The organism is Nocardia cyriacigeorgica (assembly GCF_005863245.1).
Lineage (GTDB): Bacteria > Actinomycetota > Actinomycetes > Mycobacteriales > Mycobacteriaceae > Nocardia > Nocardia cyriacigeorgica_C.
Genome location: NZ_VBUT01000007.1, coordinates 121,711 through 141,681 on the forward strand (window position 1 = coordinate 121,711; position 19,971 = coordinate 141,681).

Sequence of the window (19,971 nt, forward strand, 5' to 3'; positions counted from 1 at the left end):
GCCGGTGAGTGGGGTGATGGCCCCACTCACCAGCCGTCGGTCAGTGGCAGACCGGCTGCCACAGCGTGCCGCACCACATGCGGCTCAACGCCTCGGAAGAGCCGGCGGTGAGGAAGTCGGCCGAACCGCTGCTGACGATTCCGCTGCCGTCGATGTGCGCGGTCGTGGGCTCGGCCTCAGTGAGCCGCAGGCCCGCTTCGGCGTGCGCGGGGGCGATGGACATCAGCATCGCGCCACCCAGGAGGGCACCCGCGACGATGTGGCGATGGAGACGAGTCATGTCAAACCTGTTCTTCTTCAGTGACTTCCGGGCTCACGGAGTGCGCTCCCGGTTGAATAGTCGGCATCATGTGATGGCCCGTTACATAACGAACCGCTATTTACGGAAGACCCGGATTGCGGGGTCATGGCAGGTATGCGGCCAGCGCCTCACTGACGACGGCCGTCTGTCCGCACGACTGGCCCACCTCGGGTTTGCCACCGTGCAAGCGCAGCGAGAACATGACGCTGCCGTCCGGGACGACCACGCTGACCGCGCAGGTCGACATGTTCACATCCTGGATCGACCGGTACTTGACCGCATCGCGTCCATCGACGTACACCGAGGTGTACTCCTTGAATTCGGGGTCCTGACGCACCTCGTCGAGCGACCGATCGGTGGAGACCACCGTCATGTCGAAGGCGCCGTCGGCGGATTGCCACTGGCAGGTGAGCCAGTCCGGACGCCAGGAGCCGGTGATGTTCTGCTCAGTGGAGGCATCCAGTCCCGCTGCCGACAGGGCCGATTCGGGCAGCGCGCAGGGGTCCCACAGCCCGGCGCCGCCCGGGGCCGGAGTCGGTTCCGCCGGCTCCGGAGCCGGTTCCGCCGCCGGTCCGGTCGCGGGTGCGCCCTCACCGGGCTTGTCCCCGGGTTCCGGCGGATCTACCGGATCCGGTGCCGCGCTGCCGCTTTCCGCACCGGACTCGCCGGGCGCGGCGCTGCCGGCCGTCGTGGACGCGGCACCGGCGGTGGTGCGGGCCGCGGTCGAGGTGACCGTTTTTCCGTCACCCGGAAGTGCCTCCCCCGTTTCGCCGCCGCATCCGGCGAGCACCAGCCCGACACTGCACGCGATTGCGATGCCCAGCACCTTCGTACGTCTCATCATTGTCGAGATTCCCTTACTGCCAAGCATTCTCGAGGACCTTCGGCCATCCCGTCAGGAACTTCCGGGGCTCACGAGCGTGAACCCGACAGCTTGATCGACAACGAAAAACGAGCCGTTACATAGCGGCACGCTGTGAGGGTCGGGAGAGGCGCCGCATGGAGTACCGGAAAGCCACAACCCGCAGACCAGGGCTACTCGCGGTCGCCTCGGTCGAAATCACAACGCGCGGTAGATACCCGGGTATGGCGAAGGCGCCCATGGAAACCCATGGGCGCCTTCACAAGTGTTCGCTCAGTGCTTGCGACGCGACTTCGGTGCGCGCTTGCCCTTGGCCTGAGCGCGGGCGGCTTCGCGGCGTTCGCGGCGGGTGCCGTGGGTGTCGTCGCCGTCGCCGTACTCCTCCGAGGCGCTGTGCACGGCGGCGTGGCCGCCCTCGTCGGGGCCGGAGTAGCTCAGGCCGCGGGGGCCCGAGGTGTCGATGCCCTTGGCGCGCAGGGCCGCGGGGGCACCGTTGGCGGCGGGCTGGGCCGGGGCCGGCGCGGGGGCGGCCATGGCGCCGACCGGGGAACGCAGGCCGGGGTCGACCGCGACGCCCTCGGGCTGCGGCTGCTGCACCTCGACCTGGAGGTTGAACAGGTAGCCGACCGATTCTTCCTTCAGGCCGTCGAGCATCGCGGTGAACATGTCGAAGCCCTCGCGCTGGTATTCGACCAGCGGGTCACGCTGGGCCATCGCGCGCAGGCCGATGCCCTCCTTGAGGTAATCCATCTCGTAGAGGTGTTCGCGCCACTTGTGGTCGAGCACCTGCAACAGCACCTGGCGCTCCAGGGTGCGCATGCTGCCCTCACCTGCAAGCCCGTCGATCTCGGCCTCGCGCTTGGCGTAGGCGTCGTGCGCGTCCTGAAGCAGCGCTTCGAGCAGCTCCTCGCGGGTGAGTTCGCCGGCCTCGCCGATGCCGGTTTCGCCGACCAGTTCCTTGTAGTCGATACCGACCGGGTACAGCATCTTCAGTGCGGTCCAGAGCTTCTCCAGATCCCAGTCCTCGACGTAGCCTTCGGCGGTGGCGCCGTCGACGTAGGCGGTGATCACATCGGTGATCATCTCCTGGACCTGGCCCTCCATGTCCTCACCGCGCAGGATCCGGTTGCGCTCGCCGTAGATGACGGTGCGCTGCTGGTTCATCACCTCGTCGTACTTGAGGACGTTCTTGCGGATCTCGAAGTTCTGCTGCTCGACCTGGGTCTGCGCGCTCTTGATGGCCTTGGACACCATCTTCGCCTCGATCGGCACATCATCGGGCAGGTTCAGCCTGGTCATGATGGCCTCGAGCGCGGCGCCGTTGAAGCGGCGCATGAGCTCGTCACCGAGGGAGAGGTAGAACCGCGACTCGCCCGGGTCGCCCTGACGGCCGGCGCGACCACGCAGCTGGTTGTCGATACGACGCGATTCGTGCCGCTCGGTACCGAGCACGTACAGCCCGCCCGCCTCGCGCACCTTGTCGGCGTCTTCGGCGGTCTGCGCCTTGACCTGTTCGAGGGTCGGCAGCCAGGCGGCTTCGTACTCCTCGGGGGTGTTCACCGGGTCCAGGCCCTGCTTGCGCAGCATGATGTCGGTGATGATGTCGGGGTTGCCGCCGAGCACGACGTCGGTACCACGACCGGCCATATTGGTCGCCACCGTGACCGCACCGGGCCGGCCGGCCTCGGCGATGATCTCGGCTTCCTTCTCGTGGTACTTCGCGTTCAGCACGTTGTGCGCGATCCCGCGCTTGGTGAACTGCTTGGACAGGTACTCCGAGCGCTCGACGCTGGTGGTACCGATCAGCACCGGCTGACCCTTTTCGTGCCGCTCGACGACGTCGTCGACCACGGCGGCGAACTTGGATTCCTCGGTCTTGTAGATGAGATCGGCCTGGTCGGCGCGGATCATCGGCTTGTTGGTCGGAATCGGGATGACGCCGAGGTTGTAGATCTGGTGCAGCTCGGCCGCCTCGGTTTCGGCGGTACCGGTCATGCCCGAGAGCTTCTCGTAGAGGCGGAAGTAGTTCTGCAGCGTGATGGTGGCCAGCGTCTGGTTCTCCGGCTGGATCTCGACGCCTTCCTTGGCCTCGATCGCCTGGTGCATGCCCTCGTTGTAGCGGCGGCCGACCAGGATGCGGCCGGTGAACTCGTCGACGATGATCACTTCGCCGTCGCGGACGATGTAGTCCTTGTCGCGCTGGTAGAGCTCCTTGGCCTTGATGGCGTTGTTCAGGTAGCTCACCAGCGGCGAGTTGGCGGCCTCGTAGAGGTTGTCGATACCGAGCTGGTCTTCGACGAATTCGACACCGGCCTCGTGCACACCGATGGTGCGCTTCTTGATGTCGACCTCGTAGTGCAGGTCCTTCTTCAGCAGCGGCGCGATTCGCGCGAATTCGGCGTACCACTTCGAGGAGGCGTCGGCCGGACCCGAGATGATCAGCGGGGTGCGCGCCTCGTCGATGAGGATGGAGTCGACCTCGTCGACCACGGCGAAATTGTGCCCGCGCTGGACCAGGTCCTCCAGCGAATGGGTCATGTTGTCGCGCAGGTAGTCGAAGCCGAACTCGTTGTTGGTGCCGTAGGTGATGTCGGCGCTGTAGGCCAGGCGACGCTGCGCGGGCGTCATGCCGGACAGGATCGAGCCGACCTCGAGCCCGAGGAAACGGTGCACGCGGCCCATCCACTCGGAGTCGCGCTTGGCGAGGTAGTCGTTGGTGGTGACGATGTGCACGCCGTCGCCGCTGATGGCATTGAGATAGGCGGGCAGCACCGAGGTCAGGGTCTTGCCCTCACCGGTCTTCATCTCGGCGATGTTGCCCAGGTGCAGCGCGGCGCCACCCATGATCTGAACCTTGTAGTGCTTCTGGTTCAGCACCCGCCACGACGCCTCCCGCGCCACCGCGAACGCCTCCAGCAGCAGGTCGTCGAGGGTTTCACCGTCGGTGTAGCGCTGCTTGAACTCCTCGGTTTTGGCGCGCAGTTCGTCGTCGGTGAAGTCCTCGTAGTCGGACTCGAGCGCGAGAACCTCCTCGGCGAGGTGGGACAGCCGCTTGACCATGCGACCCTCACCAATCCGTAGCAACCTCGTCAGTGTCAGCGCAGGCACGGGTCTCGTCAGTCCTCTGGTCGGTGTGTCGTCGTGTCCCCGGCCCCCCGGGCCGGTACGCACGGCCCGCGTGGTGCGGAAGCCGCAGCTCGCTTCATGGTAATGCGGCACCCATGGTAGGCGCCGTGGTCAGCCGCTTGCAGGGCCGGGCCGAGGACGGGCGAGGCAGCCACCGCCACACGCGGTGTCGATGTGGATGAACCCAACGGTACCCGTGCACGACGTATTCGCTCCAGATGCCACAGAATGGGACATGAATCGATGTAGCGGCACCACAATGGTCGGGACGGGCTGCTCGCAGAGGCGGCACGGGAAGGAGCATCGGGCAGCGTGATCACGAGGCTGACGCCGCAGGACGCGTCCTTCTATCGACTCGAGTCGAGCAGCAACCCGATCCACATCGGCTCTCTCGCGATCCTCCAGAACACCACCGCCGATCCGGGCGACGGGCACGGCAAGCCCGTGCTCGACTACGACCGCCTGGTCGATCTGGTCGAGTCCCGGCTGTCGCTGGTGCCGCGCTACCGCAGGAAGGTGCGCGAGATCCCGCTGTCGCTGGGCAGGCCGGTGTGGGTGGAAGACAGCCGATTCGACATCAACTACCACATCCGCCGCTCCGCGCTGCCTGCTCCCGGCAGCGACGAGCAGCTGCACGACCTGGTGGCGCGGCTGTCCTCGCGGCCGCTGGATCAGGGCAGACCGCTGTGGGAGATGTATCTGATCGAGGGCCTGTCGGGTGGGCGCTGCGCGATCTTCACGAAATCGCATTCCGCCCTGGTCGACGGCGAGAGCGCGTTGGAGATCGGGCACGTCATCCTGGATTCGGGCACCTCACCGCGTGGCTTCGCCCAGGACGCGTGGTGCGCCCCGCGGGAGCCGAGCGATACCGAACTGCTGGTCGGCGCGCTGACCCAGCTGGCGGGCCAGCCCAGCGAGGCGATCGAGGTGCTGCGCGAAGCCGGGTCGAGCGGCTTCGGGCTGATCGGTACCACCGGGCGCGCGGTCGAATCGGTGGTCTCGGCGGTGCGATCGGTGACCACCGGCGCCCCGGACAGCCCGCTCAATGCCCGCACCTCCCGGCAGCGCCGCTTCGACGTCGTCACCACCGGTCTCGAGGATTACCGCAAGATCAAGCGCCGCTTCGACTGCTCGATCAACGACGCGATCCTCGCGGTGGTCACCGGTGCGCTGCGCAACTGGCTGCTCTCGCGAGGAGAAGCGCTGGTCGATTCGAGCGTGCTGCGGGCGGTGGTGCCGATGTCGGTGTACGTCGACGGCGCCGACGACACACTCAACCCGGCCGGTGAGGTGTCCTCGTTCCTCATCGACCTGCCCGTCGGCGAACCCAACCCGGTGATCCGGCTCTCCCATATCTCGCACGCCACCGAGGCCACCGCCAAGAACCGGCGCGGCGTGCGGGCGCGCACCCTGGTGCATCTGGCCGGGTTCGCCCCGGCGAGCCTGCACGCGATGAGTGTGCGGGCGGCGAGTACCTTCGCAGAACACACGTTCAATCTGGTGATCACCAACGCGCCGGGTCCGCAGCAGCCGATGTACATCGGTGGCGCGCGGATGCTGGAGATGTATCCGGTGTCGCCGTTGCTGCGTAATCAGGTGACGAGCATCGGGATCACGTCCTATGACGGGCGGGTCTTCTACGGGCTCAACGCCGACCGCGACGCGATGGCCGATATCGGGGTGCTGTCGGCGTCGGTGCACGAATCCATGGAGGAGATGCTCGGTGCCTGCCTCTGAGAGCAAGCTGCGCGTCTATGTGCCCGCGACCGTGCCGATGCTGCGCGAACTGGTCGAACAGCGTGAGCTGCGCGCGGTCGGCTCGACCGCGTTCGCGGTCACCCCGGCGCTGCGGGAGGCCTACGCCTCCGGCGACGACGAGGAACTGGCCGAGGTCGCCATGGGCGAGGCCGCGCGCGCCGCGCTGCGGTTGATCGCGGCCGAGCGCGACGCCATCACCGAAGCCATGGCCGCCGGCGACGAACCCGACGACGACGCGCCTGCCACCCTGCCGGACGCCCCGGTCTACCGCAGGGCGGTGATCGCCGCCGACGTCACCGGCGCGAAGCTGCGCCCGGACCTCGACGACGCCGTGGTCCGGCTGTCCGGCCCGATCACCTACGACCGGATCGCCTCGGTGCACGTCGACCTGGCCGACGCCGAACCGGCGGTCGCCAAGGCGGTCGACGTCATCGATGCCGCCGACCTCGGCGATCCGGACGCCGAATTCGTCCTCGGCGACGCCGAAGATCATCAGCTGGCCTGGTACGCCGCCCAGGAACTGCCGTTCCTGCTCGAATTACTCTGAGCCGAGTGAATCGCTGGCGGTCCTGACACCGCCGCGCCGAGCGGCTAACCTACGATGCCGTAACCTTGCGGACAGGCGGTGTACCGCCTCCGCCCACGAATCAGGGAGACGAACGGCAGCGATGGTTTTCAAGAATGTCCGCGATTGGCTCGAGGCACCGGCCGCGAGCGTCGCCGAGCGTGGCGGACGGTTGAACGTGCTGCGCGGCGCGGTGGCCAGGGTGACCACCCCGCTGCTGCCCGACGACTACTTGCACCTGGCCAACCCGCTGTGGTCGGCCAGGGAGCTGCGCGGACGCATCGTGGACGTGCGCTCGGAGACCGCCGATTCGGCGACCCTGGTGATCAAGCCGGGCTGGGGCTTCGACTTCCAGTACCAACCGGGCCAGTACATCGGCATCGGCCTGCTGGTCGACGGCCGCTGGCATTGGCGCTCCTACTCGCTGACCTGTCCTCCGGACTGGACCGATTCCGACTCCGCCGGGCGCAAGGGCAAGCAGAAGGTCATCTCCATCGCGGTGAAGGCGATGCCGGAGGGCTTCCTGTCCAGCCATCTGGTCAACGGCGTCCCGGTGGGCACCATCGTGCGCCTGGCCGCACCGCAGGGCTCGTTCGTGCTGCCGTATCCGCCGCCGGCGAAGGTGTTGTTCCTCACCGCGGGCAGCGGTATCACTCCGGTGATGTCGATGCTGCGGGCGATGGATCGCCGCGACGTGGTCACCGATGTGGTGCACATCCATTCCGCGCGCACCGCCGAGGACGTCATGTTCGGCGACGAGCTGCGCGAGCTCGACGCCAAGCATCCCGGCTTCACCGCCCAACTTCAGCTCACCGGCCAGCAGGGCAAGTTCAGCGTGGCCGCGCTCGACGAACGCATCCCCGATTGGCGCGAACGCCAGACCTGGGCGTGTGGCCCGCTGCCGATGCTCGACGACATCGAAAAGCATTGGGCCGAGGCGGGTATCAGCGAGCGGCTGCACGTCGAGCGGTTCGAGATCGAACGTTCCGCGGTCGGCGAGGGCGGCACCGTGACCTTCGGGCGCAGCGGCCGCACCACCGAGGTGGACGGCGCCACCAGCCTGCTCGAGGCGGGCGAGGCGGCCGGTGTGCAGATGCCGTTCGGCTGCAGGATGGGCATCTGCCAGACCTGTGTGGTCACCATCGCCGCCGGGCACGCCCGCGATCTGCGCAATGGCAACGAGAAGCGCGAAGGCGAGAAGGTCCAGACCTGCGTGTCGGCCGCCGCCGGAGACTGCACCCTCGACATCTGACCGATCTCGCACCGATCGGACTCCACTGAATCGGGTGTTCGGCGGGTACCCTCTGGGTAAGTCGACTACGGCCCTCGCGGCCGATCGGATACGGCCCGCCGGGCTGATCGAAGACAGAAGGGACGCCGGTGGCCATCACCGACATCAAAGCCTTTGCCCATCTGACGGCCACCGACATCGAGACCCTCGGACATGAGCTCGATTCCGTGCGCCGGTCGGTGGAGCAGTCGCTGGGCGAACGCGACGCCAAATACATCCGCCGCACCATTGCCGCGCAGCGTGCGCTGGAAGTGGCCGGGCGGGCCGTGCTGTTCGGCAGCCGCAACCGCTGGGCCTGGGTGACCGGCACCGCGCTGCTGTCGGTGGCCAAGATCATCGAGAACATGGAGCTCGGCCACAACATCAGCCACGGCCAGTGGGACTGGATGAACGATCCGGAAATCCACTCCACCACCTGGGAATGGGATATGACGGGCCCGTCGGCGCAGTGGCGCCGGGCGCACAACTATTCCCATCACACCTACACCAACGTGCTCGGCAAGGACGAGGACCTCGGTTTCGGCATCCTGCGGATGACCAGGGACGAGCCGTGGCGCCCGGTGCACCTGGTGCAGCCGGTGGCGAACCTGATCCTCGCGGCGACCTTCGAGTGGGGCATCGCGCTGCACGACTGGAGCATCGAGAAGGAACTGGCCGGCGTCCCGCCCCGTCAGCTGAAGTCCGAACCCAATATCGAGTTCGGCCGCAAGATCGCCCGCCAGGTGGCCAAGGACTTCCTGTTCTATCCGGCACTCACCGGCCCCGCCTTCATGTCGACGCTCAAGGCCAATGCCACCGCGAACCTGATCCGCAACCTGTGGGCGTACGCGGTGATCTTCTGCGGCCACTTCCCTGACGGCGCCGAGAAATTCACTATCGAGCAGCTCGAGGACGAGACCAGCGGCGAGTGGTATCTGCGCCAGATGCTCGGCAGCGCCAATTTCAAGGCCGGGCCGGCGATGGCGTTCATGAGCGGCAACCTCTGCTACCAGATCGAGCACCACCTGTTCCCCGACCTGCCGAGCAACCGCTACGCCGAGGTCGCCCAGCGGGTGCGCGAGCTGTGCGACAAGTACGACCTGCCCTACACGACGGGTTCGCTGGGCAAGCAGTACCTGCTGGCGTTCCGCACGATCCACAAGCTCGCTCTTCCGGACCGGTTCCTGCGCCGCACCTCCGACGATGCGCCGGAGACGTCGTCCGAACGCAAATTCGCCGGCATCACCCTGCCCTCGCCGGTGACGAACTGGACCGGGACCGAGCATCTGCACTGGTCCATCGACCCGGCCACGGGCCGCCGTCGCGGCCTGCGCTCGGCCATGCACGAGGCCAGGACGGTGCTCCAGGAGAAGGCCAGGCACGAGAAAGAGGTGCTGCGCGAAGCCAAGCGCGCCCTCAAGGAGAAGGCCAGGCACGAGAAGGAAGTGCTGCGCGAGGCCAGGCGCTCGCTGAAGGAGCGGGCCAAGGCCGAGCGGGAGTCGCTGCGCCGCGAGTACCGGCTGCGGCGGGCGGGAAAATAACAGCTTCCACCGGCTGAACGCAATGCGGGATTTGCCACAGTTTCGGCAAGATCTCGATAACCTACGGTCTCGTAACTTACGGTACTGTAACCGCCATGGCGATCTCGGATGTCAAGGAGTACGCGCACCTCACCGAAGCCGATGTGGAAGCACTCGGCGCGGAGTTCGACGCGATTCGGCGGGATATCGAATCCTCGCGTGGTGAACGGGACGCACGCTACATCCGCAATGTCATCAGGTTGCAGCGTGCGCTCGAGATCAGTGGCCGCACCGTGCTGTTCGCCAGCTTCCTACCGCCGGCCTGGCTGGCCGGCGTCGCCCTGCTCGGCACCGCCAAGATCATCGAGAACATGGAGATCGGGCACAACGTCATGCACGGCCAGTGGGACTGGATGAACGATCCGGAAATCCACTCCAGCTCCTGGGAATGGGACAACACCGGCCCGGCCAAGCACTGGAAGCACACCCACAACTACCTGCATCACAAGTACACCAATGTGCTCGGCATGGACGACGACATCGGCTACGGCCTGCTGCGGGTCACCCGCGACCAGCGCTGGAAGCCGTTCTACCTCGGCAACCCGGTCTACAACCTGGTGTTGCAGTTGTTCTTCGAGTACGGCGTCGCCATCCAGCACCTGGAACTGGGCAAGCTGGCCGCGGGCAAGTACAAGCCCGGCTCCCCCGAGCGGGCCGAGTTCGAACGCAAGCGTTCGGAGGTGCTCACCAAGATCGGTAAGCAGACGCTCAAGGACTACGTGGTGTTCCCCCTGCTGACGGGCCCCGCGTTCTTCAGCACGCTCACCGCCAACCTGGCCGCGAACATGGTTCGCAATGTCTGGACCAACGCCGTCATCTTCTGCGGCCACTTCCCCGACGGCGCGGAGAAGTTCACCAAGGCCGATATCGACAACGAGACCCAGGGCGAGTGGTACCTGCGGCAGATGCTCGGCAGCGCCAACATCTCCGGCGGCCCGATCATGCACTTCATGACCGGCAACCTGAGCCATCAGATCGAGCACCACATCTTCCCGGACCTGCCGAGCAACCGGTACGCCGAAATCGCGGTGCGGGTGCGCGCGCTGGCCGAGAAGTACGACCTGCCCTACACCACCGGCTCGCTGCCGGTGCAGTACTTCAAGGCGTGGCGCACCATCCTCAAGCTGTCGCTGCCGAACAAGTACCTGCGCCACACCGCCGACGACGCCCCCGAAACCGCGTCCGAGCGCCGGTTCAACGGCAACACCGCGCCGAGTTTCGACCCGGTCACCGGTCGTCGTCGCGGACTGCGCACGGCGCTGGCGGAGGGGCGCCGCCGCTTCGCCCGCAAGGCCCTGCCGATCGGCTGAAACCGGCGTCCGCGGTCCCGTCAGCGTCCACCGGCCCGCCATCGCCCTTCGGGGGTGTGCGGGCCGGGAACGCACCACAGCGTCGCGGTCAGGCCGTTATCCGGGCATGTGACAGCGACCTCGACCGGAGGTTCGGCAGCGCTTCTCAGGCCCCATGATTGACTCTCGGGGTGAGTGCTCCACAGATATCCGTGTACGACGCCATCCGGATGCGACGCGATGTCCGCGCCGAATTCACCGGCGAGATCGTCGACGACGACACCCTGTGGCGCATCCTCGACGCCGCCCATCGCGCGCCGAGCGTGGGCAATTCGCAACCGTGGGATTTCACCGTGGTGCGTGACCGGCACCGGTTGCGCGGTTTCGCCGAGCACGTCGCGGGCAAGCGCCGCGAGTTCCACGACAGCCTGCCGCCGGAGCGCGCGGCCACGTTCGACCCGATCAAGATCGAAGGCATCGAGGAGAGCGGCACCGGGATCGTGGTCACCTACGACCACGACCGCGGCGGGCCGCACGTACTCGGACGCGCCACCGTCCCCGAAACCGGCGTCTACTCAGCGGTTCTCGCCATCCAGAACCTCTGGCTGGCCGCGACCGCCGAGGGCATCGGTGTGGGCTGGGTGTCGTTCTACGAACCGGAGTTCCTCGCCGAACTCATCGGCGTCCCGGAGGGGATTCGCCCGATCGCCTGGCTGTGTGTGGGACCGGTGCACGAATTCCAGCAGGTACCCGATCTGGAGCGATTCGGGTGGCGTACCGGCCGCCCGTTGGACGAGGCGGTCCACCACGAAACCTTCGGGCGGCCACACCGATCCACCCGCTGAACCACATCGCGGGAGCGCACCGGTCTGCGTGCCGCAGCGGAGGACCGGCCGTTTCCGTGGTGCTCCGGTCCTCCACCGCATAGCGCGGCCGGTTGCTCAGATCCGTTCGAGCACCGCAGAGGCCCCGATACCACCCGCCGCGCAGATGCCGAGCAGGGCGGTCTGCTTGTCCGACAGCGCCAGCTCGTTGGCCATGGTCGTCACCATCCGGGCCCCCGTCGCGCCGAAGGGATGCCCGATCGACACCGAGCCACCGTGCACGTTCAGCTTGTCGATATCGACCTCACCGACGGCGGTATCGCGGTCCAGCCGGTTCTTGGCCCATTCGTCGCTGGCCAGCGCCGACAGCACCGACAGGGTCTGGGCGGCGAACGCCTCGTGGATATCGACCAGATCCACGTCGGCCAGCGACATACCCGCCTTGTCCAGCGCCCGCGGCATGGAGATGGCCGGGCCGATGAGCACCTGATCGGTGGGATCGACACTGACATAGCTCCAGGAGCGGAACGCCGCGAGCGGCTGGTAGCCCAGCGCCCGCGCGGTCTCCTCACTCATCAGCAGCACCGCCGACGCACCGTCGGTGAGCGGGCTGGCATTGCCCGCGGTGACGCTGCCGTCCTCGGCGAACACCGGCTTCAACTCGGCCAGCTTCTCGATGCTGGTGTCGGCGCGGACCAGGCCGTCGCGAGTGATCCTGGCGCCGTCGGGTGTGTCGACGGCACGCACCTCCCGGTCGAAACGGCCGGAGGCGATGGCCGCGGCGGCCCGATGATGGGAGCGGGCGGCGAACTCGTCCTGGGCGGCCCGGCCGATGCCGTGGATGCGCGCCATCTTCTCCGCCGACTCCCCCATCACCTCACCGGTGGTGCGTTCGGCGATCTTGGGGCGCGAGGGCAGCAGATCGGTGAACGGCGCCAGCTGCGAGATCGCCGACAGATAGTCCTTCGGTTTCGGTTTTCCCAGCGCCAGCGGAGCCATCGCGTGCACGATCTTCTGCGGTAGCTTGACCTCCGCGCCGCTGGTGGAATCGCTGCCGCCGGCGATCATGATGTCGTATTCACCGCGTTCGATGGCCGCGGCCGCCGAGGTCACCGCCTGCAAACCCGAGGCGCAGGCCCGGGTGACGGTGTAGCCCTCACAGCCGGGGTCCAGCTTCAGGTCCAGGGCGATCTCGCGCGCGATGTTGGGCGCCGCGCTGGGCAGCACCACCCCGCCCCACACGATCGCCTGCACCTGATCACCGGCCAGGCCGGTGCGTTCCAGCAGACCGCGGACCGCGATATCGGCGAGGTCGATCGAGTCCAGCCGGGTGTAATCGGTGAACGCGCGCACAAACGGAGTCCGTGCGCCGGAGACGATTACGGCACGGCGAGCAGCCCTGGTAGCCATGCGAATTCCTTTCCACTATCGGACCCTCCAACTTACTCTGAAGTAAGTTAAGCGTCGAGGAAACCGCCGGAAACGACGAGACCCGGCCGGCGCTTCGCGCACCGGCCGGGTCGCCGGGAATCATCGGAATGGCCGGGGCGGCGGTGCTCGAACCGCGGCCTCGGCGTGGCCGTCAGGCCAGTCGGATCAAGCCGTAATCGAAGGCATGTCGGCGATAGACCACCGAGGGTCGGTCGGTTTCCTTGTTGTGGAACAGGAAGAAATCGTGCCCGACGAGCTCCATCTGATACAGCGCGTCGTCGACGGTCATCGGCGTATCGGGATGCACCTTCGTGCGCACGATGTGGCCGGGGCCCGCCGCGTAATCGGTGTGCTCATCGCTTTCCCGGCCGCGGGACTCGTCGGGATGCTCATGCGCCCCGCCGCCCGGCTGGAACAGCGACTCATCGATCAGGTCCGCGGTGGCCTGGGCGACCGAGACCGGTGTCTTCTCGCCGTAGTGCACCCGGCGGCGGTCCTTGGTGCGGCGCAGTCTGCTCTCCAGCTTCGCCGTCACCGATTCGAAGGCGGCGTAGAAGTTGTCCGCGCAGGCTTCCGCGCGCACGACCGGACCTTTACCGCGGGCGGTGATCTCCACACGCTGGCAGGCCTTGCGTTGACGACGATTGCGCTCGTGGAACAGTTCGACATCGAACAGGAATATCGACGGGTCGAAGCGTTCCAGTCGAGATAGCTTCTCCGACACATAAATTCGGAAATGGTCGGGGACCTCGACATTGCGGCCCTTCACCACGATGTCGGCGCGGGTGGCTCGTGGTCGGTCCGCCTCGGGTTGCTCGGCCCGCTGAGCGTCCAGCGTCGTAGGATCTACATCTTGCACTGAAGGTCGTGAAGTAGTCGTCACGCGTACCTCCCGGATCTGGCCGCACGACCCGATTGGCGTGCGGCGGGATTGAGACGTGCCGATCGATCTGCCGGATGACAGCCGCTCGGCACCATTTGTCCGAGACCCACCTCCAAACTGCCGGTTCGGGTGTGTGACCGCGACGCTAGTACGACAACCGCTGGTCCGCCACTGTTCACGCAAATTTCTCGAAGTCAAGCCGCGCACAGCACCACCACCGCGTCGACGGCAACCCCCGCCCCGGTCAGCGCACGGATCGACTCGGCGGCGGTCGCGCCGGTCGTCAGCACATCGTCGACCAGCACGACCTGCGCGTTTGCCGGCAGCACCGGAATAGGAGCGGTCATGATACGGCCCCGCAGATTGTGTCTGCGTTCACCGGCGGACAGACCGACCGAATCGTGTACACCCCGCCACACGGTCAGCACCGGCAGCACCTGGCAACCGGCCAGCCAACTCGCCGCCGCGTGGGCCGAACGCACCACCGGATCGCCGCCGCGGCGCCGGGCGGCGACCCGGCGGCTGGGTGCCGGGATCAGCACCAGTGGCCGGGTGTCGGCCCGCAACCGGGCCAGGCCGCGGGCCAGCGCTCGGCCGAGTGGGTGGGCAAGGTCGCGCCTGCGGCGTTCCTTGGCGGCCAGTACCGCGCGGCGCGGCGGGCCGGCGTAGTGGCTCAGCGCCCAGCACGGGACGCCGGGATCGGTGCGCGGGCGGACCCGGTGCGGGGCGCCTGCCAGATGGGCGTCGCACCGCGCGCACCAGCCGAGGCCCGCGCTTGCACAGCCGGCGCATTCCAGGGGCAACACCAGATCCAGCAGTGTCCGCATCGCCCGAGTGTGCCCGCACCCACCGACACGATCGCCCGGATCCGCGACGGGAAGCGCGGATCAGCCGGGCAGGATCGGCACCGCGCTCGCTCCGAGGCCGGGCACCTCACGCCAATATTGTTCGCCGCCTTCGGGATTGGTGGTGAACTCCAGGACCGCGCGGGAATCGGCCACGTACTGGTGGTCCGGGGCCGCGGTCACCGTGCGCACCGGCGGGGTGAGGTTGCGGGTGGTCTGCGAGATCAGCTGGGAGCCGTCGATGGAGACGGTGCTGACCGGGTCGACGTCACCGTCGCGCGCCAGGATGATGGTGTCGGCCGTCAGCCAGTTCAACGAGACCGCCGGCGTGCTGAGCCCGACCGCGATCGGCAGCGGTGAGGTCAGCGCGAACTTGCCGTCCGGGCGCCGTTCGACCACCGCCACGTACACCTTGCCGTCGGCGATCAGGGCGGCCCGCACACCGGATCGCGCGATCCTGACCTCCGTGATGGGCAGCCGCAGCCCGCTGGAGCCGCTGGTCAGCGCGGAGATGTCGACATCCTGCACCGAGACGTTGCCGGTGGAGCGGTCGTTGACCACCCGGATCACCCGCTCACCGTCGATCACCGCCCAGGCGGCCGTACCGTCGACCGTCCAGGACGGCCGGCTGATGGTGGTGCCTTCGGCGACCGGGAACTGATTGCCGCCATAGCTGCCGATCATCAGCGTCCGCGGCGGTTCCGGTGCCGGCCTGCCCGCATCCGCGACCGCGGCGACCAGCTGGCCGTCGGGGGTGATCGCGACCGATTGCAGATTGCGCACCGCACCGAAATAGCCGGGAGCCGGGACGATCCCGTTGCCGTTCACCTCGACGAGGGCGCCGTCGCGCAGCGCGTGCAACCCGGTCTCGTTCTGCGCGAAGGCCTCGGGACTGTACTGGTGGATATCGGCCACCGACCAGCCGTTGGCGGCGTAGCGCTCATCGAGCGGTTTGCCGTCGGCCAGCAGCAGATACGGGCCGAGGACGTCGGCCTTGGCCAGCGTGAGCACGATCTGGGCGGCCAGCAGTTCCCGTTCGCGCGGCGCCAGCGTGGAGGCTCCCGCGAGGTCGATGCGGACTCCGCCGAGGCCGACGCCGACTTCCTCCGGGTCGCCGTTGGCCTTGGTGATCGGCCCGCGCAACGTCACCCGCCTGGCGTCGAGTTCATTGAGGACCACGGGGGCGATGGCCGGCTGCGGACCCTCACCGAGCAGGGTGAGCAGCCGCTGGGTCAGCTGGTCCTTCGGCGAGGCGATCCAGCGCGGGTCCGGCACCAGCGCGCTGCCGGTCGGGTCGACGAAGTACAGCACGTAACGGCGGTAGAACTTGGCGAAGGCGGGCTTATCGATGACGACGCCGTCGGGCAGCTCATCGATGCGCCATTCGCCATCGGTCTTGCTCATCTCGACCTTGTATTCGAGCGGCGGGCCGTCGATGGCGCGGTAGGCGCCGTCAGGGGCGAGCTCGGCGACCCGCTGGGCGCGAATGCGGTAGGTCGCGGTGGTTTCGGTGCGCGATTCCAGCAGGGTGTCGGGCCGCTCGACGATCACCGTGCCCGCGGCGTCGTTCCATTTGGTGGCCGCCGACGGGTTCATGTACTGCCTGGCGGCCAGATGCCGGTTGGTCGGGTCGGCGCTGGCTTGCAGGAAGTCCAGCAGCAACAGGCCGGGGTCGCGACCTTCCAGTGGCGCGGGCGGGCCGGCGGAGGTCGGTTCCCGGTTGATGGTGCCGAGCGCCTCCGGCTGCGAGGTCTCCGGCAGGCTCGCGCAACCACCCAGCAGCAGGACTCCGGCCAGCGCGGCCGCCAGCGCGGCGAGTAATCGCCCGCGCGGCGAACTGCTCGGGTCGGTGGGCCGCATGGTCATGGTTGTTTGTCTCCGGTGTCGGTGAGCACGGCGTCGGTGGGTGAGCCGGTGCCGGATGCGCCGTCGGTGGGCGCGCCGGTCTGGGTGGCCCGCGCATCCTCGGCCGGTACGGACGTCGCGGTATCGGACTCCTGGCCCGGTCCGGAGGCCGGCGCCTCGGCCGGTCCTGACCCGCCTGCACCCGCCGCGGATTCGGCATCCGCCGCGGGCAATTCGGCGACCCCGCGAACCTTGCGCACGCCCGGCTCCAACGGCAGCGGGCTCTTGCCCATCTTGCGGCCACGCACCAGCGGCAGCGTCAGCCGGAAGCTGGCGCCGACGCCCAGCTCACCCCAGGCCTCCAGTTTGCCATCGTGCAGATTCGCGTCCTCGACGCTGATCGACAGGCCCAGCCCGGTACCGCCGGAGCGCCGCATCCGCGACGGATCCGAGCGCCAGAACCGGCTGAAGACCAGCTTCTCCTCTCCCGGCCGCAGCCCGACACCCTGATCGCGCACGACCACCGCGACGGCATTGGCCTCGCTGTCGCCGCGCATCCGGATCAGCACCGGCTTGCCCTCGCTGTGGTCGATGGCGTTGGCCAGCAGGTTGCGCAGCACCCGCTCCACCCGGCGCGGGTCGACCTCGGCGACCACCGGTTCCTCGGGCAGGTCGACGACCACCTCCACGCCGGATTCCTTGGCCAGATGACGCACCGTCGACACCGCGGCGCGCACACACATCCGCACATCCAGCGATTCGACCTGCAGTTCGGCCACACCCGCGTCGTGGCGGCTGATCTCGAGCAGGTCGTTGAGCAGCCCCTCGAACCGGTCCAGCTCGGTGACCAGCAGCTCGGCGCTGCGCGCCAGGGCAGGGTCGAGGTCTTCGCTGCTGCTGTGAATCAGGTCGGCGGCCATGCGCACCGTGGTCAACGGTGTGCGCAGCTCATGGCTGACGTCGGAGGTGAACCGGCGTTGCAGATTGCCGAACTCCTCGAGCTGGGTGATCTGGTTGGACAGGCTCTCGGCCATCTCGTTGAACGCCTCGGCCAGCCGCGCCATATCGTCCTCGCCGCGCACCAGCATCCGTTCGCGCAGCCTGCCGTCGGCGAAGCGGCTGGCGATCCGCGCCGCCGACCGGATCGGCAGCACCACCTGCCGGGTGACCAGCGCGGTGATCGCGGCCAGCAGCACCAGCAACACCAGACCGCCGACCATCATGGTGCCGCGCATCAACGCCAGCGACCGTTCCTCGTTGGCCAGCGGGAAGATCAGGTAGGTCTCCAGCGTCGGGTTGTCGGCGCTCGGGCTGCCGATGATGAGGGCCCGGCCCTGGTAGCCGTCCGGATCGTCGACCGTGGCGAACTGGTAGCTGACCTGGTTGCCCTGCACGAACCGGCGCAGCTCGCCCGGGATCTGCTCGATCGGGCCCGCGGTGATCTGCTGCGGCGGGGTGCCGCCGACGATGCTCAACGCCGAATCGAAGCTGCCCGCCGCGCTGCCGGACCGGCTCTCGCCACCGCGGTCGGACACCGCGGTGCGCGCGTCGGCCAGGCGCTGGCGCAGCAGCGCCGGATCGTGGGCGCCCTGGAGCTGACTCTGCACGGTGGCGCGGGCGCGGTCCATCTCCTCGATCGCCGCGTTGATCTTGGCGTCCAGCAGCCGATCGGTGATCTGGCTGGTGAGCACCACACCGAGAATCGTGATGACGATCAGCGACAACGTCAGCGTCGAGACGATGACGCGCAGCTGCAACGAACGCCGCCACAGATGGCCGAGCGAACTGCCGACACCCTTGAACCACGCACCCACCGGCGCGAGCCCTCGCTGTAGCGAGGCGAGGCGGCCGCCTTCGTGCTCAGGCAAGCCGCCGCCTCCGAGTCATCGACCCGGACCGACGACCGATCACGGCGGTCCGGCCTTGTACCCAACCCCACGCACGGTCAGCACGATCTCCGGGTTCTCGGGATCCTTCTCGACCTTGGCGCGCAGGCGCTGGACGTGCACGTTCACCAGACGGGTATCGGCGGCGTGCCGGTAACCCCAGACCTGCTCGAGCAGGACCTCACGGGTGAACACCTGCCGCGGTTTGCGCGCGAGCGCCACCAGCAGGTCGAATTCGAGCGGGGTCAGCGAGATCTGCTGACCTTCCCGGCTCACCTTGTGCGCGGGCACGTCGATGACGATGTCGGCGATGGTGAGCAGTTCGGCGGGCTCTTCTTCGGTGCGGCGCAGCCGCGCGCGCACGCGGGCGACCAGTTCCTTCGGTTTGAAGGGTTTGACGATGTAATCGTCTGCGCCGGACTCCAGACCGAGCACCACGTCGACCGTGTCGGTCTTGGCGGTGAGCATCACGATCGGGACCCCCGAATCGGCCCGCAGCACGCGGCAGACGTCGATGCCGTTCATACCCGGCAGCATCAGGTCCAGCAGCACCAGATCGGGGCGGATTTCCCGGACCGCCGACAGCGCCTGCGTGCCGTCGCCGACCACATGCGGGTCGAACCCTTCCCCGCGCAGGACGATCGTGAGCATCTCTGCGAGTGCCATATCGTCGTCGACGACCAGAATCTTCGGCTTCATATCTCTATGTTGTCATCTCCCACGCCAGTATCGGGCCACCACGCGCATTACTGGTGCATGCGCGCCGCATATCCAACCTTATTCGCCCAGGATTTCCACACAACGGCCGAGTAGGGCGTCTCGATCGTCATCGGATCGGTATATCCACCACGGGCCGTACCAGTCCCGCTCGGCCAGCTCCCGGTACACCGCACCGGTGCGCGCCTGTAATCCGCCGTCGCGCTCGTAGGCGTCGAGTGCCCGCGCCGAGTCGAGTTCGCCGCGCCTGCGGGCACGTTCGGCGGCCACCTCGGTGGGCACATCGAGCAGGACGGTGAGCGCGGGCACCGGCAGCTTCATCCGGCCGAATTCCAAATCGCCCACCCAGTCGATGATTTCGCCGTCGGCGGATTGTTCGGCGCGAGCCGCCGAATACGCTGCGTTGGAAGCGACATAGCGATCGAGGATCACGATGTCGTTGCTGTCCAACAGGTTCGACAGCTCCAGCGCCGCGTCGGCGCGATCGAGGGCGAACAGCACGGCCATGCCGTTGATCGAGCCCGCGAGATCGCCGTGCGAGCCGCGCAGCGCCTCGGCCGCGAGGTCGGCGTGGATCGAGCGGCCGTAGCCGGGGAAGGCGAGTGTGCCCGCGCGCAGCCCACGCGCGCGCAGGGCGGCAAGCAGGCCCTCGATCAGCGTCCGCTTACCGGCGCCGTCGAGCCCTTCGACCGCGATCAGTTCACCCATGGCCAGCAGGGTACTCGGGGCCGGGAGCGCCCGGAAATCGCCGGTCGACCGGGCGGAACTCTGAAGCGCCCGTAATTCTAA

The 19,971-nt window shown here is 67.8% G+C and carries 16 protein-coding genes; 6 read left to right on the forward strand and 10 right to left on the reverse strand.

The features are described from left to right. Positions 1-40 precede the first annotated feature (40 nt). From FEK34_RS18905 to secA, 3 genes are all read right to left on the reverse strand, one after another. Positions 41-280 carry a hypothetical protein gene (locus FEK34_RS18905; RefSeq protein WP_138449370.1) on the reverse strand — a complete coding sequence of 80 codons (240 nt, stop codon included), beginning with the start codon at positions 278-280 and terminating at the stop codon, positions 41-43. 124 nt (positions 281-404) lie between these two features. Continuing rightward, positions 405-1,145 (reverse strand): DUF3558 domain-containing protein, encoded by a 741-nt coding sequence (locus FEK34_RS18910; RefSeq protein ID WP_138449372.1) that lies wholly within the window; start codon positions 1,143-1,145, stop codon positions 405-407. A gap of 291 nt (positions 1,146-1,436) precedes the next feature. After that, positions 1,437-4,271, reverse strand: coding sequence for a preprotein translocase subunit SecA (secA, locus tag FEK34_RS18915; RefSeq protein WP_138449374.1), 2,835 nt, complete (start codon positions 4,269-4,271; stop codon positions 1,437-1,439). Positions 4,272-4,601: 330 nt separating this feature from the next. On the opposite strand from secA, the gene FEK34_RS18920 reads away from it, so the two are divergent. The 6 genes from FEK34_RS18920 (at position 4,602) to bluB (ending at position 11,596) form a co-directional block, all read left to right on the forward strand. Then, the gene (locus FEK34_RS18920) at positions 4,602-6,026 is read left to right on the forward strand and encodes a WS/DGAT/MGAT family O-acyltransferase (protein ID WP_138449376.1); all 1,425 of its coding nucleotides are present in this window, start codon (positions 4,602-4,604) and stop codon (positions 6,024-6,026) included. A 37-nt stretch (positions 6,027-6,063) separates the two neighbouring features. After that, positions 6,064-6,594 (forward strand): DUF6912 family protein, encoded by a 531-nt coding sequence (locus FEK34_RS18925; RefSeq protein ID WP_171048305.1) that lies wholly within the window; start codon positions 6,064-6,066, stop codon positions 6,592-6,594. 121 nt (positions 6,595-6,715) lie between these two features. Continuing rightward, positions 6,716-7,864, forward strand: a complete 1,149-nt coding sequence (locus tag FEK34_RS18930; protein WP_138449378.1) for a ferredoxin reductase — start codon at positions 6,716-6,718, stop codon at positions 7,862-7,864. A 128-nt stretch (positions 7,865-7,992) separates the two neighbouring features. Next, the gene (locus FEK34_RS18935; protein ID WP_138449380.1) at positions 7,993-9,423 is read left to right on the forward strand and encodes a fatty acid desaturase; all 1,431 of its coding nucleotides are present in this window, start codon (positions 7,993-7,995) and stop codon (positions 9,421-9,423) included. A 95-nt stretch (positions 9,424-9,518) separates the two neighbouring features. Further along, the gene (locus FEK34_RS18940; protein ID WP_138449382.1) at positions 9,519-10,772 is read left to right on the forward strand and encodes a fatty acid desaturase family protein; all 1,254 of its coding nucleotides are present in this window, start codon (positions 9,519-9,521) and stop codon (positions 10,770-10,772) included. A 170-nt stretch (positions 10,773-10,942) separates the two neighbouring features. Then, a complete protein-coding gene (gene bluB / locus FEK34_RS18945; RefSeq protein ID WP_138449384.1) occupies positions 10,943-11,596 on the forward strand; it encodes a 5,6-dimethylbenzimidazole synthase in 654 nt (217 codons plus the stop codon). Positions 11,597-11,692: 96 nt separating this feature from the next. Here the strand turns inward: bluB and FEK34_RS18950 are convergent, their stop codons facing one another. From FEK34_RS18950 to FEK34_RS18980, 7 genes are all read right to left on the reverse strand, one after another. Continuing rightward, positions 11,693-12,985, reverse strand: a complete 1,293-nt coding sequence (locus FEK34_RS18950; protein WP_138449386.1) for an acetyl-CoA C-acyltransferase — start codon at positions 12,983-12,985, stop codon at positions 11,693-11,695. Between the two features lie 172 nt (positions 12,986-13,157). Then, a complete protein-coding gene (gene hpf, locus FEK34_RS18955) occupies positions 13,158-13,841 on the reverse strand; it encodes a ribosome hibernation-promoting factor, HPF/YfiA family (RefSeq protein WP_249359419.1) in 684 nt (227 codons plus the stop codon). Positions 13,842-14,083: 242 nt separating this feature from the next. Further along, positions 14,084-14,716 carry a ComF family protein gene (locus FEK34_RS18960; protein ID WP_138449389.1) on the reverse strand — a complete coding sequence of 211 codons (633 nt, stop codon included), beginning with the start codon at positions 14,714-14,716 and terminating at the stop codon, positions 14,084-14,086. A gap of 60 nt (positions 14,717-14,776) precedes the next feature. Further along, positions 14,777-16,600: an MtrAB system accessory lipoprotein LpqB gene (gene lpqB / locus FEK34_RS18965; protein WP_138449391.1), complete on the reverse strand. Its 1,824-nt coding sequence runs from the start codon at positions 16,598-16,600 to the stop codon at positions 14,777-14,779. After that, positions 16,597-18,447, reverse strand: coding sequence for an MtrAB system histidine kinase MtrB (gene mtrB, locus FEK34_RS18970; RefSeq protein ID WP_432760965.1), 1,851 nt, complete (start codon positions 18,445-18,447; stop codon positions 16,597-16,599). Before mtrB ends, lpqB begins: the two co-directional genes overlap by 4 nt. 39 nt (positions 18,448-18,486) lie before the next feature. Further along, complete coding sequence (gene mtrA, locus FEK34_RS18975) at positions 18,487-19,164, reverse strand: MtrAB system response regulator MtrA (RefSeq protein WP_014352544.1); 678 nt, start codon at positions 19,162-19,164, stop codon at positions 18,487-18,489. 78 nt (positions 19,165-19,242) lie between these two features. Next, the gene (locus FEK34_RS18980; RefSeq protein WP_138449393.1) at positions 19,243-19,890 is read right to left on the reverse strand and encodes a dTMP kinase; all 648 of its coding nucleotides are present in this window, start codon (positions 19,888-19,890) and stop codon (positions 19,243-19,245) included. Between the last annotated feature and the right edge of the window lie 81 nt (positions 19,891-19,971).